This window comes from Collinsella sp. TF11-5AC, from assembly GCF_003436775.1.
GTDB lineage: Bacteria > Actinomycetota > Coriobacteriia > Coriobacteriales > Coriobacteriaceae > Collinsella.
This window is the reverse complement of the sequence record NZ_QSQO01000027.1, coordinates 14,543-30,173: the sequence shown is the minus strand read 5'-3', so window position 1 is coordinate 30,173 and position 15,631 is coordinate 14,543. Positions and strand designations below refer to the sequence as shown.

General features: G+C 60.5%; 13 protein-coding genes and 1 riboswitch. Of the genes, 2 read left to right on the top strand and 11 right to left on the bottom strand.

Going from position 1 to position 15,631, the window contains the following annotated elements:
* Window positions 1-432 precede the first annotated feature (432 nt).
* The 11 genes from DXD16_RS09445 to groES all read right to left on the bottom strand — a co-directional run bounded on the left by DXD16_RS09445 (window position 433) and on the right by groES (window position 12,504).
* Entirely contained in the window at window positions 433-1,716 is a 1,284-nt protein-coding gene (locus DXD16_RS09445; RefSeq protein WP_117563809.1) for an aminotransferase class III-fold pyridoxal phosphate-dependent enzyme, read from the bottom strand.
* Window positions 1,717-1,784: 68 nt separating this feature from the next.
* A complete protein-coding gene (argB, locus tag DXD16_RS09440) occupies window positions 1,785-2,765 on the bottom strand; it encodes an acetylglutamate kinase (RefSeq protein ID WP_117655914.1) in 981 nt (326 codons plus the stop codon).
* Between the two features lie 81 nt (window positions 2,766-2,846).
* Window positions 2,847-4,115, bottom strand: a complete 1,269-nt coding sequence (gene argJ, locus DXD16_RS09435; protein ID WP_199408208.1) for a bifunctional glutamate N-acetyltransferase/amino-acid acetyltransferase ArgJ — start codon at window positions 4,113-4,115, stop codon at window positions 2,847-2,849.
* A gap of 135 nt (window positions 4,116-4,250) precedes the next feature.
* Window positions 4,251-5,321, bottom strand: coding sequence for an N-acetyl-gamma-glutamyl-phosphate reductase (argC, locus tag DXD16_RS09430; RefSeq protein WP_117655912.1), 1,071 nt, complete (start codon window positions 5,319-5,321; stop codon window positions 4,251-4,253).
* Between the two features lie 257 nt (window positions 5,322-5,578).
* On the bottom strand, window positions 5,579-5,989 hold the full coding sequence (locus DXD16_RS09425) for a pyridoxamine 5'-phosphate oxidase family protein (protein WP_117655911.1): 411 nt from the start codon (window positions 5,987-5,989) through the stop codon (window positions 5,579-5,581).
* A gap of 44 nt (window positions 5,990-6,033) precedes the next feature.
* Window positions 6,034-6,480: a pyridoxamine 5'-phosphate oxidase family protein gene (locus DXD16_RS09420; RefSeq protein ID WP_117655910.1), complete on the bottom strand. Its 447-nt coding sequence runs from the start codon at window positions 6,478-6,480 to the stop codon at window positions 6,034-6,036.
* A 30-nt stretch (window positions 6,481-6,510) separates the two neighbouring features.
* The gene (locus DXD16_RS09415; protein WP_117655909.1) at window positions 6,511-7,311 is read right to left on the bottom strand and encodes an energy-coupling factor transporter transmembrane protein EcfT; all 801 of its coding nucleotides are present in this window, start codon (window positions 7,309-7,311) and stop codon (window positions 6,511-6,513) included.
* Window positions 7,311-9,215, bottom strand: coding sequence for an energy-coupling factor transporter ATPase (locus DXD16_RS09410; RefSeq protein ID WP_117655908.1), 1,905 nt, complete (start codon window positions 9,213-9,215; stop codon window positions 7,311-7,313). Before DXD16_RS09410 ends, DXD16_RS09415 begins: the two co-directional genes overlap by 1 nt.
* On the bottom strand, window positions 9,212-9,802 hold the full coding sequence (locus DXD16_RS09405) for an ECF transporter S component (protein WP_117655907.1): 591 nt from the start codon (window positions 9,800-9,802) through the stop codon (window positions 9,212-9,214). Before DXD16_RS09405 ends, DXD16_RS09410 begins: the two co-directional genes overlap by 4 nt.
* A 5-nt stretch (window positions 9,803-9,807) precedes the next feature.
* Window positions 9,808-10,000: riboswitch (FMN riboswitch) on the bottom strand.
* A gap of 476 nt (window positions 10,001-10,476) precedes the next feature.
* Window positions 10,477-12,114: a chaperonin GroEL gene (groL, locus tag DXD16_RS09400; RefSeq protein WP_022094352.1), complete on the bottom strand. Its 1,638-nt coding sequence runs from the start codon at window positions 12,112-12,114 to the stop codon at window positions 10,477-10,479.
* Window positions 12,115-12,210: 96 nt separating this feature from the next.
* A complete protein-coding gene (gene groES / locus DXD16_RS09395; protein WP_117655906.1) occupies window positions 12,211-12,504 on the bottom strand; it encodes a co-chaperone GroES in 294 nt (97 codons plus the stop codon).
* 349 nt (window positions 12,505-12,853) lie between these two features.
* Here groES and DXD16_RS09390 point away from each other — a divergent pair, with 349 nt between their 5' ends.
* Together DXD16_RS09390 and DXD16_RS09385 are read left to right on the top strand one after the other, a co-directional pair.
* Window positions 12,854-13,156: a hypothetical protein gene (locus tag DXD16_RS09390; RefSeq protein ID WP_147326480.1), complete on the top strand. Its 303-nt coding sequence runs from the start codon at window positions 12,854-12,856 to the stop codon at window positions 13,154-13,156.
* A gap of 364 nt (window positions 13,157-13,520) precedes the next feature.
* The gene (locus tag DXD16_RS09385) at window positions 13,521-15,572 is read left to right on the top strand and encodes an LTA synthase family protein (protein WP_158606193.1); all 2,052 of its coding nucleotides are present in this window, start codon (window positions 13,521-13,523) and stop codon (window positions 15,570-15,572) included.
* The last annotated feature ends 59 nt before the right edge of the window (window positions 15,573-15,631 follow it).

Here is a 15,631-nt window from a genome sequence, read left to right as displayed (position 1 = left end):
GTGACATCGTTTTTATGTCAACCTTGGTCTAACAGAGCCTTCTTTTTTGGGCCCATTTCATGGGATTCGAACCCGCCAGCACGACTGTCACAAAGGCCGTGGCCAGAAAATGGCAAAAATGAGTACTGCCACCTTGCTTACAACATATCAAAAGATAGTATTTGCTTAAGTTACGAAACATATGTCCATTATAAGGACTAGCAATTGGATCAAAATCGTGCATTCATCGCCATTTCGACTTGCCATCTGGTCTTATTAGTCCAAAATTGCTGCGACCAAATCGGTAACAGTACTCATATTTAATGTTATTTGACCAGCAGGTCTCCCCGCCTTAGCAAATCTAAGGCAAAACGGGCTCCAGACCGCTGAATCATGCCACATAGGGCACGTCCGCAGTCCGGAACCCGGTCAAAGTTAAGTTATTTCGCTGTGTTAGGCCAAAACGTCCGACAGGATCTCGATCAGACTGTCCACGTCGGCTTCCTCGCAGACGAGCGGCGGCAAGAAACGCAGCGTATGGGCACCCGTAGCGTTAATCACGGCACCAGCCCCCAATGCACGGGCCACAACGTCGTGTGCATCACCCACAGTATCGTCCAGATCGCAGCCGAGCATCAAGCCGCGGCCACGCACCTCGGTCACGTTCGGCAGCTTGGCGAGCTTTGCCTCCATATAGGCGCCTACCTTGGCAACATGGTCGGCATAATCGCCGTGCACGAGCGCGGAGAGCGTCGCGGCACACGCCGCGATGGCCAAGCAGCTACCGCCAAAGGTCGAGCCGTGGTCGCCCGGCTTAAACACGTCGGCAATCTCCTTCTTTGCCACGACGGCACCCATGGGCACGCCATCAGCAATGCCCTTGGCAAGGCTCATGATGTCGGGTTCCACGCCATAGGTTTGGAATGCAAACGGCTTGCCGGAGCGGAAGATGCCGCACTGGACCTCGTCGGCGATAAGCACGGCGCCCACTTCGTGTGCCAGGTCGCGCGCTGCCGCCATAAACTCCTCGGTCATGGGGTGCACGCCGCTCTCACCCTGGATCGGCTCGAGCATCACGGCACAAATTTCGCTCCCCAGCTGCTTAAAGATCGCACGCAGTTCATCGATATCGTTGGGCGTGCAGGCCACAAAGCCACCCGGCAGCGGGCGGAAACTATCCTGCAGCCAATCCTGCATGGTGGCGGCAATGGTCTCGAGCGTACGGCCGTGGAAGCCGCCGCGCATGCACACGATAGTGTTGCCGCCGTTACCGGCACGTTTGGCGTACAGGCGCGCGAGCTTCATCGAGCCCTCGTTGGCCTCAGCGCCGGAGTTGGCAAAGAAGGTCTCCCAAACCTGCTCATCCGCAGCCGGGGCACCAAGAGCAGCTGCCGTGGTCTCATCGCCGGCGGCAATGGCATCGGCAAGCACGCGCGCACCATCTACGTCGTCGTTAGCAAGCTTGGACAGCAGCGCCGCGACCTGTCCGCGCTGCTCAATGTAGAAGTAATTGGAGACATGCATGAGCTTTTTGGTCTGTGCCTCGAGCGCCGAGAGCACGGCCGGGTCACCATGACCTAGGCTGCACACGCCGATGCCGGCAAGAAAGTCGAGGTACTCACGGCCATCGTCGCCGGTGAGCTTCATGCCGTGACCCTCGACAAACTCGACCGGAGAGCGGCCAAAGGTATGCATAACGTAATTGGATTCAAGCGATTGCTGAGCTGCAAGTGACATGGAATGCCTTTCGTTGAGCGCCGGACGGCGCAGGCCTATGGGTGCAGGAATTGGGCGGCTGCGGTCAGCTAGACCGTCTGGAGCTTCTCGACCTCGTCGAGGTTCTCGGCCAGACGCGCCGCAAAGGTCGAAAGCGGATGCGGATGCGTATCGAACTCGTAGGCCGTCTCGGTGGAATGGATCACGGTGCCGACGCCGGCATCGGTCAGCAGCTCCAGCAGCAGCGAATGCGGCGTGGTGCCGTTGATGATGTGGGCACGAAATACGCCGCCGGCAAGCGCATCGACGGCCGCGCGCAGCTTGGGAATCATGCCCTTATCGACCTCGCCGCCGTAGAGCATCTCATTGACCTCGTCGAGCGTCAGGTTGGAGATAAGTGAATCCTTATCGCTAAAGTCCTTGTACAGGCCGTCGACGTCGGTCAAAAAGATCGCCTTGTGCGCGTGGAGCGCTGCCGCAACGGCACCGGCGGCGGTATCGGCATTGATGTTGAAGAAACCGCCGTCCTCCCCCGCCGCGACGGTAGCGATGACGGGGATGTACTCGCTATCGAGTAAGCGCTCGATATAGTCGGTGTTAACGTGCGTCACTTTGCCCACGCGACCGAGCTCGGGGTCGAGCGGCTCGGCGATGAGCGTGCCAGCATCGCTGCCCGACACGCCCACGGCCAGGTTGCCGTGGTGGTTGATGGCGACAACCAGCTCCTGGTTAACCTTGCCGCCCAGCACCTCGCGCACGATATCCATGGTCGCCGGCGTGGTCACGCGCTGGCCGTTCTTAAACTCGACGGGGATGTCGTAGTGGCTCAGCGCCTCGTTGATGGCCTTGCCGCCACCATGCACGATGACGGGGCGCATGCCGATGATCTTAAGGAGGACGATGTCGCTCATCACGTCGCGGCGCAGCTGCTCATCAACCATGGCGGCTCCGCCATATTTGATAACAACCGTCTTGCCGGTCAGGTTCTTAATCCACGGCAGCGCTTCGAACAGCAGCTGCGCGGTTGCTTCGTTGGATTCGCTCGAACGACAATCGCGTGCGAATTTCATAATCTGCCTCGTCTTTCGTATCGTTATCGCGCCGTGCTCCGCTGTCCGCAATCGCGGCAAGATGCGCAGCGTGTCTGGAATCTAGGAACGGTAGTCGCCGTTGATGGAGATGTACTCATGCGTGAGGTCGCAGGTCCACACGGTCGTTGCCGCGTTGCCTGCACCCAGGTCGGCCGAGATCACGATCTCGGGCGCCTCAAAACGTCGTAGAGCCTCGTCCTCGTCAAAGGGAACAGTCAGACCGTCGCGACAGACAGGCATGCCCATCATGTCGATGGAAACGTCTTCCTGATTAAACTTCACGCCGCACTTGCCAAGCGCCATAGCAACGCGGCCCCAGTTGCAGTCGTGGCCGGCGATGCAGGTCTTAACGAGCGGCGAGTTGGCAACGGCACGGGCGGCGATATCGGCCTCCTCGTCGTTGGCGGCGCCGGTAACGTTGACCGTAACGAGCTTGGATGCGCCCTCACCATCGGCGGCGATATTGCGCGCCAGGCTCTCGCACACCTCGTGCACGGCAAATGCCAACTCGTCAAAGGCATCGGAGCCCTCGACGATAGGCTCGGCATCTGCGGCAGCGGCGCCGGAGGCAAGCATGATGCAGGTGTCGTTGGTCGAGGTGTCGGAATCGACCGTTACCTTGTTAAAGGTCTGCTTGACGGTCGAGAGCAGCAGGGCATGAAGTGCCGCAGGCTCGACGGGGGCATCGGTGGTGATAACTGCGATCATGGTGGCCATGTTGGGCATGATCATGCCCGAGCCCTTGCACATTCCGCCTACCGTATAGACATTGTCCGCATGACCCGCAGCCTCACTGACGTAGGATACGGCGTACTCCTTGGAGTGCGTGTCGGTCGTCATGATGGCGCGAGCGGCATCGGCGCCACCGTGGGCGGAGAGTGCCTCGTAGGCAGCAGGAATGGCGGTCTCAAACGTGTCGATCGGCAGAATCTGGCCAATCACACCCGTGGAGGCAACCAGAATCTGCTGGGGCTCGCAGCCGATGACCTGCGATGCGATGCTACACGTCTCGCGCGCGCATGCAAGGCCGGTCTCACCCGTGGCGGCGTTAGCATTGCCAGAGTTGACCGAAACGCCGGCGATGATACCGTAGCCCTTGTCGGTACCGCCCAGGTTGGCACGGCTCACCTGCACGGGCGCCGCGCAAAAGCGATTGGCGGTAAACACGCCGGCACCGGGACAGGGTTTATCGGGCACGACGAGCGCGTAATCCAGGCGCTCGGGATTCTTGCGGAACCCAGCGTGGATGCCTGCGGCTTTAAAACCAGCCGCAGCCGTAACGCCACCCTCGACGGCGCGAATCTTGATATCAAACAGCTCGGTATTCATCGTCTTTATGACTCCTTATGTCAAACAAAAAAACGGACATCGGTTGGTGCGCCATGCCAGTCGTGATCATGAGACCAGCTCAAGAGTGGCGCCCCACTCGATGCCCGACTACCAAATCGTTAACAATCGAATGTGCTACACCGGGCACGCCACTGTGGGCAAGCCTCGTCGCTCGTCAAAGCCAAAGACGATATTGGCGCACTGGACCGCTTGGCCCGCAGCGCCCTTGCACAGATTGTCGATGGCGCCCGTCACCACCAGCACGCCCGCGCGCTTGTTGAGCGCGAGGCCAATCTGGGCAGCGTTGGTGCCGACGATCGAAGCCGTCTTGGGCTGCTGACCGGCATCGAGTACGCGTACGAAGGTGCGACCGGCGTAGAACTGCTTGTAATGGTCGACGACATCCTCAAGAGCCAGCGTGTCGAGAGCCTGCGGCGTAAGCGGCAGCGTCACCGTGGAGAGCAGGCCGCGCTTGAGCGGTGCCAGGTGCGGGGTAAAGACGACGCGATCGGTCAGACCAAGGATTTGCTCAATCTCGGGCGTGTGGCGATGCTTGCCCACGCCGTAGGCCTCCAAGTTCTCGTCGGCGCTGCAAAAATGGGTGCGGGCGTTGCAGGACTTACCGGCGCCCGTCACGCCGCTAATGGCATCGACAATCACAGGACCGTTCTCGGCCACCCAGCCCGCGCGCACGGCGGGCGCGGCGGCAAGGCTCGTTGCGGTGGGATAGCAACCGGCGCAGGCGACCAGCACGGGTTTGCCGTCGGCATGGTCGGATGCGGTGGTCTCCAAGTCCTGGCAGAACAGCTCGGGCAGACCGAAGGCACGGGTCTTGAGCAGCTCGGGGCTCGTGTGCTCGGCGGCATACCAAGCCTCAAAGACAGATGCGTCGTTCAGGCGGTAGTCGGCCGAGAGATCAATGCAGGAGACGCCCGATGCAAGCAGCGCGGGCACCTGTGCCATGGCAGCCGTGTGCGGCACGGCCAAAAAGACCGCGTCGCAGTTCTTGAGCTCGGGGGCATCATGCGTCGTGAAGACAAGATCGCTTATGCCGGTGAAGCTCGGGTACACCGCAGACAACGGCTGGCCGGCATCGGCGTTGGACGTAATGGCAGCAAGTTCAAACTCGGGGTGACCGAGGACGAGGCGAATGAGCTCGGCTCCGGCATATCCAGCCGCGCCGACGATTCCAACCTTCAAAGACATATCAGACTCCTTGTCTGCGATTTATGCACCGATGCGCATTTCGCAGCGGTCATTATGAAGTGGGTTGAAACTTTAGCACCAAAAGATGCATGAATACGTAAATGGCTTGCATATTCATGCATTGAAACATTCCCGACACATTCGCTTGAAGGAATTGACAAATGGAGCGGGCCCCGTATTGACCGGCGCTCCTAACGGCGCCGGGCAATACGGGGCCCGCCCATGCGAAAACCAAGTTGTTAGGATGAGCCAGCTGGCTAGAGCTCGAGCGGCACCCATTCGTCGTGATTGCAGATAAAAGCCTCGGGATCCTCGACGCTAAAGAAGACGAGCGTGGGGTCGTTAGGCCCCTCATAGTGATCGCCCAGGCGCTCTAGATGCTTCCACCCGGCTTCGCGCATTTCGTCTAAAGCCCGGTCATCCAAGCCGGCGCGCCCGCGCAAGATGAGCCAGCCATGGCCCGGCCACCAACTCGTGGCCTCAAAGCGCTGATTTTGCAGCAGCTCTTGCCACACGTCTTTGGTGCGCGCCGTCACAAACCACAGCTTGCCGTCCTGAATCTGAGCAAACGAAAATGGACGTACATGTGGCTGCCCGTCTACGCTCGTCGCCAAGTACCACGCCGGCACCGACGTCAGATACTCCAAAACCGTATTCAATCCGTCCACGTTTCCTCCTGTACTAGCCAGTTTGAGAGCCTGGTTGGTGTGAGCTAGAGCTCCAGGCGCTCCTCGCTGCCGTCGATATCACAGAAGCGCGCGGCAATGTTGCGGACCGAAAAGAAAGCAAGGCGGCCGTCGTTGGCACTCTCGTGTTCCTCGCCGATGCCCACCATGTGCTTAAAACCCGCTTGACGCACCTTGTCGCTCGCAACTGCGTCGTCCTCAAGTGCGGCCTCGCCAGTCAGCACAATCCAACACTCCCCCGGTTTCCAACCCGAAACCTCAAACTTGGGGTTCGCGCTGAGCTCGGTCCACACGTCCTTATCGCGCGAGGTGCAAAACCACAGCTTGCCGTCATCGACCATGGCAAACGAAAACGGCCTCACGCGGGGCTGATGCCCGTCGGCCACATCGGTCGTGGCTAGATACCACGCCGGAATGCGTCTGAGATACGAACAGGCGCGCTCAAGCTGAGCCGTGCGGTCGTTGTCGGTCATAGGGACCCCTTTCGTGCGCTCGAATCGCGCCTAAACAAGTTGAAGATTGATGACGATGACGCAGATGAGCAGCAACGCCGTCACCACCGCCGCCAACGCATCGCCGCGGCCAAATGCAAGCGTATGCAGACGTGTGCGGCCCTGCTCGCCATGATAGCAACGGGCATCCATGGCGGCAGACAACGTCTCGGCATGACGGAACACGCCCGTGAACAGTGGAATCGCCACACTGCCGAGCATACGCACGCCGCCGAGCGGACCGCCCGTCACGCGTGCACCGCGGCTTGCCTGCGCATCGGCCGTCTGCTTCATCTCGGTGGCAAACTGCGGCATAAAGCGCAGCGCGATGCCCATGATCATGCCGAGCTCGTGCGCAGGAAGTCCCACACGCGCAAACGGTGCGAGCAGGCGCTCAAAACCCGCGGTGAGGTCGAGCGTCGGTGTGGTGAGCGTAATAGCGCTCATACCGGCCATCATCAACGTCAGGCGGCACGCCATAAAGGCGGCAGAACGCAGTGAGCCCTCGCTTATCTGCAGAAAGCCGAGCTGCCACAGGATGCGCCCACTCTGATCGGTAAACAAGTTGAGCACCGCGACCACGACGACGATTGCCAGCAGCGGCGCCATCGACGACAGAACGCGACGAGCCGGCACCCGGGACACGGCATAGATCAGCACGACGAAAATTGCGACAGGGGCCAGTCCGCGGAAGCCACTGACCGTGAGCGTCGTGATCAGAAACACAAAGCCCAAGAGCAACTTGGTTCGCGGGTCCAGGCGGTGGATTGCACTATCGCCGGGATAGTAGCTGCCAAACGAAAACGCCTCCATTAGCAGCCCTCCTCTCGCGCGACCGTCTTGGATTTAGCAATGTCCGCGACGTTAGAAAGACCGTCTGAGCGACCGATCAGCAAATCTGCCAGCTCGTCGGCCAGCGACTCAACCGTATAGAGCCCGCCGCAACGCAGCGGCACGCCCGCCTCCGCGAGCGCCAACGCCATGCGCTGGGCGGCGGGAACGCCCAAGCCGATCGACTTGAGCTCATCGGCATGTGCAAACACCTGCGCGGGGGTTCCCTCGGCAAACACCGCGCCTTCGTTCATCACGACGATGCGGTCGCAGCAGTTGGCCAGGTCATCCATACTATGCGAAACCATGACAACGGTCAGGCCATCGCGGTGAAGTCGATCGATAAGCTCAAGGAAATCCCTGCGCGCAGCCGGATCGAGCCCCGCCATGGGTTCATCGAGCACCAGGACTTCGGGCTCCATGGCGAGCACACCGGCGAATGCCACGCGCCGTTGCTGACCGCCCGAAAGCTCGAAGGGACTCTTGTCGCCGACCGTGGAAAGGTCGAGGCCCACGCGCGAGAGCGACGACTCGACGCGACGGTCGACTTCATCTTGCGGCAAGCCAAGGTTGTGCGGACCAAACGCCACGTCCCGCGCCACGGTTTCGGCAAACAGCTGACGCTCAGGATATTGAAACACCACGCCGACCTTGGCCTTAACCGCGGCGGCGTCTTTCTTGTTTGACAGATCGAGCCCCAGCGCGCGAACGGATCCCTCCTGGGGGCGAATCAAACCGTTGAGATGCTGGACCAGCGTCGACTTACCCGAGCCGGTATGACCTGCCAGCCCCAGAAACTCCCCGCGATGCACCGTCAGCGAAACATCGCGTAGCGCCCAGGGGCTGTTTGGATCGTTGCCCCAAAGAGCCTGTTTGCTCGATGCGTCCGCAGTGGCCGAGCGCTTGTGCCAGCGGCGACGCTCGCGAGCGCTCAGCGAGTAACTATACGAGAGGTGGGAAATCTCGATAACGGGCTCCGAAACATTTGTCTCGTCGGTCTCGGAGGAGGCATTGTCGGGCACGCGAGCATCGGGCACGGAAGGCCGCTCCGTGGCGCCCGCCACATTTCGCTCAACATAAGCCTGCGCAATCTCGGCAACCATATCCGCCTCGCGCACCTGCGCGCAAACGGGTACGCCCTTCGCACGAAGTGCCATGCCCAAACGGCACGACTCCGGCATGTCCAGGTTGAGCTGCGCAAGTTCGTCCGCCCGCGTCAAGATTTCCTCGGGCGTACCGAGCATGGCAACGCGCCCCGCCTGAAACACCGCGACTCGATCGGCCTCGGCGGCCTCTTCCATAAAGTGCGTAATCATCACGATGGTCATGCCGCGAGCGTGCAACGCGCGGCAAGCCTTCATGAGGCCCTTGCGTCCACGCGGATCGAGCATCGAGGAAGCCTCGTCCAATATGAGCACGCGCGGTTCCATGGCAAGCACGCCGGCAAGCGCCACGCGCTGCTTTTGGCCACCCGAGAGCGCATGGGTCTCGTGGCGCTCAAAGCCCACCAGGCCCACGGCCTTCAGCACATCTCGCACACGCTGCGCGATCTGGGCCGATGGCACGCCCAAGTTTTCGGGACCAAAGGCAACATCGTCCTCGACAAGCGTCGCCACCAGCTGATCATCCGGGTTCTGGAACACCATGCCCGCAGTCGAGCGGATGTCGTAGACCAGCTCGGGATCGGACGCGTCCATGCCGTTGACGCGCACCGTTCCCGTATCGGGCTGCAGCAGCGCGTTCAAATGCTTGGCGAACGTCGACTTGCCCGACCCGTTTCCGCCGAGGATGCAGAAAAACTCGCCATCCTCGATGTTCAGATCGATGCCGTCGAGTGCCGGTGTGGCACCGTCATAGCTAAAGGAAACGCCCCGACACTCAATCATGCGCGGCCTTTGACCTGGTCCTTTTTAGGCGTGATGAGATTAGAGACCGCCTTGTACACCGCCAGCGTCAACACCGAGTTGAGCACGGTCTTGATGAGGTTGAACGGCAGCACGGCAGGAATCATGAGCGGGGCGATCACATCGACCGAGCCATACCAGAACCAAACACCAATGGTAAGGTTTGCGACCATAGACAACGCCGTAGCGGCAATGACGCCGAGCGCTAGGCCAATCACGGCACCCTTATAGGTATGCATCTTTTGGTAGACGATAGCCGCAGGCAGAATGTAACCCAGCGTGGCAACCAGGTTCATAAGTGCGCCGACCCAATCGCCCGTGGTAAGCGCATGGATAACAATCGCCATAGCGGCAACAGCAGTACCGGCGCCAGGACCATACGCAAAACCGCACACCATCGCCGGCACCAGCGACGGGTCATACGTCAAAAACGGCGCCGAAGGAAGGATGGGCAGCTGCACGTACATAAACAGGGCGCCCAGGGCGCACATCAGCGCCATGGTAACGAGCTGTTTGGTGCTCCACCTATTCGTGTTCTCAAAATGGATATGCTGCGACTGTTCAGACATAAGATCACCTGCCTCTTTCATCCGGACTCTAACCGTTGGTACTGGAATCTCACCAGTTCAGCCGGCATGCGAACCAACGCACACACGGGTCGCGGACTCATCGGCTCGGCCGCAGGCATCTCGCCTGCGCCACGGCGCCCCTTTGACACCGCCCGATTTACCGCCAGTGGGGAATTTCACCCCGCCCTGAAACAGCAATTGCAAGTGTAGCACCAGTAGGCTTTCGCGCAAGTATGCCAAGGGTAATTTATGGCGGGGGAAACGCTCTAGAAATGCGGCCGGGACAGAGCAGCGCGACAATAACGTACCCGCCCATCCCAAAGTGCTGCGCTTTTCGCGGCAAAGCCGCGAAACAGCAAAAGGGAAAAGCCACCGCAACAACCACGTTCCCCATCCATCCCAAAGTAGCGCGCCTTTCGCGCAAAGCGCGAAACAGCGAAGGGGACACGTATCCCTATCGACCACGTCCTTCCCCGCCCGCCGACCTCAAGGCCGTAAACGCAGGGAATCCGGGGGCGTGACGGGGGCTTCTCTCCGGAACATTCCGCAGGACGCAAAGAGGCTCCGCAGCGCGAAGCGCGATGCGGAGCCTCTTTGCATGTCCGAGGACGTTCCGGAGAGAAGCCCCCGTCACGCCCCCGGATTCCCGGTGGGAGTTCTAGACCTTGTCGGCCTTAGTACATACCGCCGCCCTGCTGACCAGCGGTGGCAGCAGCGATAGCGTCCTCAAGCTGAGTGTTCTTGGGCACATCGGAGACGGTAGCCTCGGTGATGAGAATCAGGCTGGCGACAGAAGCAGCGTTCTGCAGGGTGACGCGGCTGACCTTGACGGGGTCGAGGACGCCCATCTCGATCATGTCGCCCCACTCGCCGTTGGCAGAGTTGAGACCCTGGCCGGCGGGCAGCTCGGCAACCTTGTCGACCACGACGGCGCCCTCAAAGCCAGCGTTCTTGGCGATGGTGGCGACCGGAGCAGTCAGAGCCTTCTTGACGATGTCGACGCCGATCTTCTCCTCGGGGTCGTCAAGCTCAACGGCGTCGAGCGCAGGAGCAGCGTCCATGAAGGCGACGCCGCCGCCGGCGACAATGCCCTCCTCGACAGCAGCACGGGTAGCCTGCAGGGCGTCCTCGACGCGGTGCTTGATCTCCTTGAGCTCGGACTCGGTAGCAGCGCCGACCTTGATGACGGCAACGCCACCGGAGAGCTTGGCCAGGCGCTCCTGGAGCTTCTCACGGTCGAAGTCAGAGGTGGTGTTCTCCATCTCGCCCTTGATCTGAGCGATACGGGCGTCGATGGCCTCCTTGGAGCCAGCGCCGCCGACGACGACGGTGTTGTCCTTGGAGATAGTGACGGACTTAGCGGTACCGAGCATATCGGCGGTGATGTCAGCGACCTTCACGCCCAGCTCGTCCAGAGCAGCCTGGCCACCGGTGAGGACGGCGATGTCCTCCAGGATGCGCTTGCGGCGATCGCCGTAGCCCGGGGCCTTGACGGCGCAGACGTTGAGGGCGCCACGGATCTTGTTGAGGACGAGGGTCGGCAGAGCCTCGCCATCGATGTCCTCAGCGATGATGAGCAGGCCACGGCCAGCGCGCTGGACAGCCTCGAGAACAGGCATGATGTCCTGGACGCTGGAGATCTTCTGGTCGGTGATGAGGATGTACGGATCCTTCATCACGGCCTCCATGCGGTCGTTGTCCGTGACGAAATAAGCGGAGACATAGCCCTTGTCGAACTGCATGCCCTCGACGGTGTCGATGGTGATGTCGAACGTCTGGGAATCCTCGACGGTGATGACGCCGTCCTTGCCCACGACCTCCATGGCCTCGGCGATCTTCTCGCCGACCTCGGGGTCACCAGCGGAGATGGTGCCGACGGAAGCGATCTGCTCCTTGGTCTCGACCGGCTTGGCCTGCTTCTTCATCTCGGCGACGGCGGCGTTTACGGCCTTGTCGATGCCGCGACGGATGGCCAGCGGGTTGGCGCCGGCGGCGACGTTGCGCAGACCGTCGTTGACGATAGCCTGAGCGAGCAGGGTTGCGGTGGTGGTGCCGTCACCCACGGTGTCGTTGGTCTTGGTGGCGACCTCCTTCACCAGCTGAGCACCCATGTTCTCGATGTTGTCCTCGAGCTCGATCTCCTTAGCGACGGAAACGCCGTCGTTGGTGATGGTCGGGGCACCGAACGTGCGCTGCAGCGCAACGTAGCGGCCCTTGGGGCCCATGGTGACGGTAACGGCGTCGGCCAGGGTGTTGACGCCCTTGGCGAGCTTAGCGCGGGCATCGGTGTTGAACGTAATGTTCTTTGCCATAGTGGGTAATCCTCCAAAAGAAATGTGACTCGCGTCGCCGCTTCCGAGTCCTATGCGGCGAGCGCGCTCAAAGACGAATCAGAGATTCTGACGAGACTAGGCCTCGACGACTGCGTAGATGTCGTCGGCGCGCATGAGCAGATACTTCTCGCCGTCGACCTTGACCTCGTTGCCACCGAACTTACCGTAGATGACAACGTCGCCGACCTTGACGTCCATGGGGATGCGCTCACCCTTGTCGTTGACCCTGCCGGCGCCCACGGCAACGATGGTGCCGCGCTGCGGCTTCTCTTGAGCGTTGCTGGCGATGTACAGACCAGAGGCGGTCTTCTGCTCGGCCTCGTCGGGCTTGACCAGGACGCGATCTGCAAGCGGCTTCAAAGACGACATGCTTGTTTCCTCCTTTGTGGGCCGCGCGGTCATGCCGCGCGGGTTAACCCTTTTTGTTTGCGTACGCGTTGAATGGTACCCACGAATGGCGGGTTATACAACACGGAGTCAAAAAATCTTATTTTTTGGCACTTAGATTTTCTGAATGCCGGGGGATAACTTATGCTCGGCCCCAAGGCGGACCGGAAAGCATGAAGTTTTAGCGCGGCAACTTTGTGAATCAGCTTCTCAAGACTACAATCCTCCAGATGAAATATGCCCAGATGAGAGGAAGGGAGGGCAGATGACTGATGAGCTGAGCACCTCGGCGTGGCGAGATATAGCACCGAATTGCGATGCACACGACTCCATGCCGCCCGTTCGTACTCGCCTGCTCGCCCTGGCTCTCGTCTTCGCCCTTCTCGCGGTAACCATCCTCTCCCCCATCGCAGCCGCCCATGAGTTGCATCATGACTGCACCGGCGCGGGCTGCACCATCTGCGCCGAGCTCGCCGGCAATCTGTCGATCGCCCGTGGCGGTGACACCGTCCCCGTGGGCGCGACATCGTTCATCATCCTCTTGCTGATCTCCGCCCTAGCCGTCATCGGCACCGAGCGATCTTCATATGCCCCGGTCACCCTATTATCCCTCAGGGTCCGTCTGGACGATTAGCGGCTCCCAATTGAATCAAATAGCTACCGCGTGCCACAGCGGCATCGCCTTCGGCCGTCAGCACCCCGGCGCAACCGTTTTCAATTCAGAAGCAATCTATGAACAACCGAATCTACCGTCGCCATCCCAAGCGGCGTCCTATTCGTCACCGTGGCCCCATGGCGGCGGCATATATGTCCCTTATAAGTGCGGTCTTTGCTCTCGCCGATTCTGACGACAATGCGTCCAGCTCGACCCCGTCGAGGGACTCACTGACAAACAGCTTAAAGCCGGCGAGGATTACCCGCCCATCATGAACGACAACCTGGAGAAGCTCGTGAAGACGCTGAACTAGGAGTAAGGAACAGAGACGATGAAGATGAGCATGAAGGATCTGAAAAGCTGGATGACCGACCATCCCTACCCCTGTACGCTGGCAACGATCGGCGGCGCATCGATATGCTCGATGCTCGCCCTCGAGCTGCCCTCCAACCATGAGCTGTGGAAGATGCAGCCCGGACCGGCACTTTTGGAGCTTTTGCTCATCTTCTGCTTCTTGTGCCTGTTGTTCTATCTGCCGCACCGCCGTAAGACCCCCGCAATCGTGGGCATCGCTGCGCTCGCCAGCATCGGTATCGCCGAGTACTTCGTAATCACGTTCAAATCGATGCCCATCCAACCCGGAGACCTGTTCGCCCTCTCGACCGCTGCGACGGTCGCCGGCAGCTACACCTATGAGCTCAGCACTTTCTGCTTCATGGGGCTTGCCGCCGCGGCCTTGGGAATCGCGCTTATCGTCCTCATTCCGCGTGATGCATGTGGGCGACCGCCGCGCCGCGCATCGGAAACGTCCCCCGAGCCCATCGACCATGCGATGCCTGCGTCCTTGAAATCGAAGGACCCAAAGGCGTCTCCGGCAACCGAGGGGACATCGACAGCGCCGAGGGAGCATCCAGTCGCAACCAAATCCAAGCTCCCCCTCTCCGTCGACCGTCGTACCGCACTTGTTGCCGGAGCCGTGCTGGGGGCGCAGGCCTTCATCAGCTATTACGACACCTTGGGCATCAAGCTTCATACCTGGAAGCCCCTCGAAAGCTATTACAGTCAGGGGTTTCTCCCCACCTTCATTTCGAGCGCGCAAAAAATGGTGCCGCCTAAACCCAAGCACTACAAGAGCGGTGAGGCCTCGGCGATCATCAAGCGCCTTGCCGCGCGCTGGAACGCGGGCACGAACGGCATCGCCGACCCCTCCCGTGCCGCTGCCGTCGAACAGTTTGACCAGCTCAAGCCCTCAGTCATCTGCATCATGAACGAGTCCTTCGCCGACCTTTCGATCTTTAACGAACTAGGCTGTGGCTATAAGGGGCCCGAGCGCTTCAAAGCCATCGACAACGCGCTTCTGCAGGGAGTGAGCTACATGAGCGCCTTCGGTGCCGGCACCTGTAACAGCGAGTTCGAGTTCTTAACCGGACACTCCATGGCATTCCTGGGCGCTGGCGTCTACCCGTTCATGACCTACAACCTGGCCCCGAGCGAGAACCTCGCCCGTCAGTTCAAGAGACTCGGCTATCGCACCGTGGCCATGCACCCCAACCACGCCACCAACTGGAATCGCGAGAACGTCTTCGCGGACATGGGATTCGACGAGTTCCTCTCGATCGAGGACTTCGCCGGCGCACCCGAGCTCTGCCGCAAGGTCACCGACGCCGCCACCTACGACAAGTGCCTCGAGGTACTAAAGCAGAGCGACCAGCCGATCTTCATCCACGACGTGACGATGCAAAACCACTCCGCCTATGACACGGGCTTGGTGCCCACCGACCAGCAACTGCACCTTGCCGTCGAAGGTGTGTCCGACAAAGTTATCACCTGGACCAATGAATACTGCTCGCTCATGGAAGCGTCCGATGCCGCCTTCGCCGCCTTCCTGGAAAAGCTGCGTGATCTCGACCGCCCCGTCGTCGTGGTGATGTACGGCGACCACCAGCCGTTCTTCACCGACCGCTACAACGACCTCTACTTTACCGATGAGGACGATGCCACACATACCGAGCGCATCTGGCAGACACGCTATGTGGTCTGGGCGAACTACGATGTCGCCGGCAACGCACAAACGAGTGGGGAACTCAACACAAGCATCAATAACGTCGGTGCACTCGCACTCAATGCCATCGGTGCCCCGCTCACCGCCTACCAACGCGCACGCTTGCAAAACCGAGCGCACATGCCGGCGATAAACGTGGTGGGGGCGCAGGATGCGCACGGCGTTTGGTATACAGCCGAGGCCAAGAACGTTCCCGCCAAGACCGCCAATGCGCGCGATTGCCTGGACCGCATGCAATATCGTAAGCTCTTCGACCACGAAGGCTCGGTCTTTGCCACCCATAAGCAGGCGGCCGCCAACGAAACCGACCCCAACGCAGCTCCGGGAGCCTAGGGTTGACCAATCTCGGGCCCGGTATTCAGAAAAGTCAGTGCAGCAAAATGGCGATGCGG

Excerpts from the sequence above, each read along its gene's own strand:
- DXD16_RS09445 (WP_117563809.1), bottom strand. The coding sequence starts at position 1,716 with ATGTCACTTGCAGCTCAGCAATCGCTTGAATCCAATTACGTTATGCAT.
- argB (WP_117655914.1), bottom strand. The coding sequence starts at position 2,765 with ATGAAATTCGCACGCGATTGTCGTTCGAGCGAATCCAACGAAGCAACC.
- argJ (WP_199408208.1), bottom strand. The coding sequence starts at position 4,115 with ATGAATACCGAGCTGTTTGATATCAAGATTCGCGCCGTCGAGGGTGGC.
- argC (WP_117655912.1), bottom strand. The coding sequence starts at position 5,321 with ATGTCTTTGAAGGTTGGAATCGTCGGCGCGGCTGGATATGCCGGAGCC.
- DXD16_RS09420 (WP_117655910.1), bottom strand. The coding sequence starts at position 6,480 with ATGACCGACAACGACCGCACGGCTCAGCTTGAGCGCGCCTGTTCGTAT.
- DXD16_RS09415 (WP_117655909.1), bottom strand. The coding sequence starts at position 7,311 with ATGGAGGCGTTTTCGTTTGGCAGCTACTATCCCGGCGATAGTGCAATC.
- DXD16_RS09410 (WP_117655908.1), bottom strand. The coding sequence starts at position 9,215 with ATGATTGAGTGTCGGGGCGTTTCCTTTAGCTATGACGGTGCCACACCG.
- DXD16_RS09405 (WP_117655907.1), bottom strand. The coding sequence starts at position 9,802 with ATGTCTGAACAGTCGCAGCATATCCATTTTGAGAACACGAATAGGTGG.
- groL (WP_022094352.1), bottom strand. The coding sequence starts at position 12,114 with ATGGCAAAGAACATTACGTTCAACACCGATGCCCGCGCTAAGCTCGCC.
- groES (WP_117655906.1), bottom strand. The coding sequence starts at position 12,504 with ATGTCGTCTTTGAAGCCGCTTGCAGATCGCGTCCTGGTCAAGCCCGAC.
- DXD16_RS09390 (WP_147326480.1), top strand. The coding sequence starts at position 12,854 with ATGCCGCCCGTTCGTACTCGCCTGCTCGCCCTGGCTCTCGTCTTCGCC.
- DXD16_RS09385 (WP_158606193.1), top strand. The coding sequence starts at position 13,521 with ATGAAGGATCTGAAAAGCTGGATGACCGACCATCCCTACCCCTGTACG.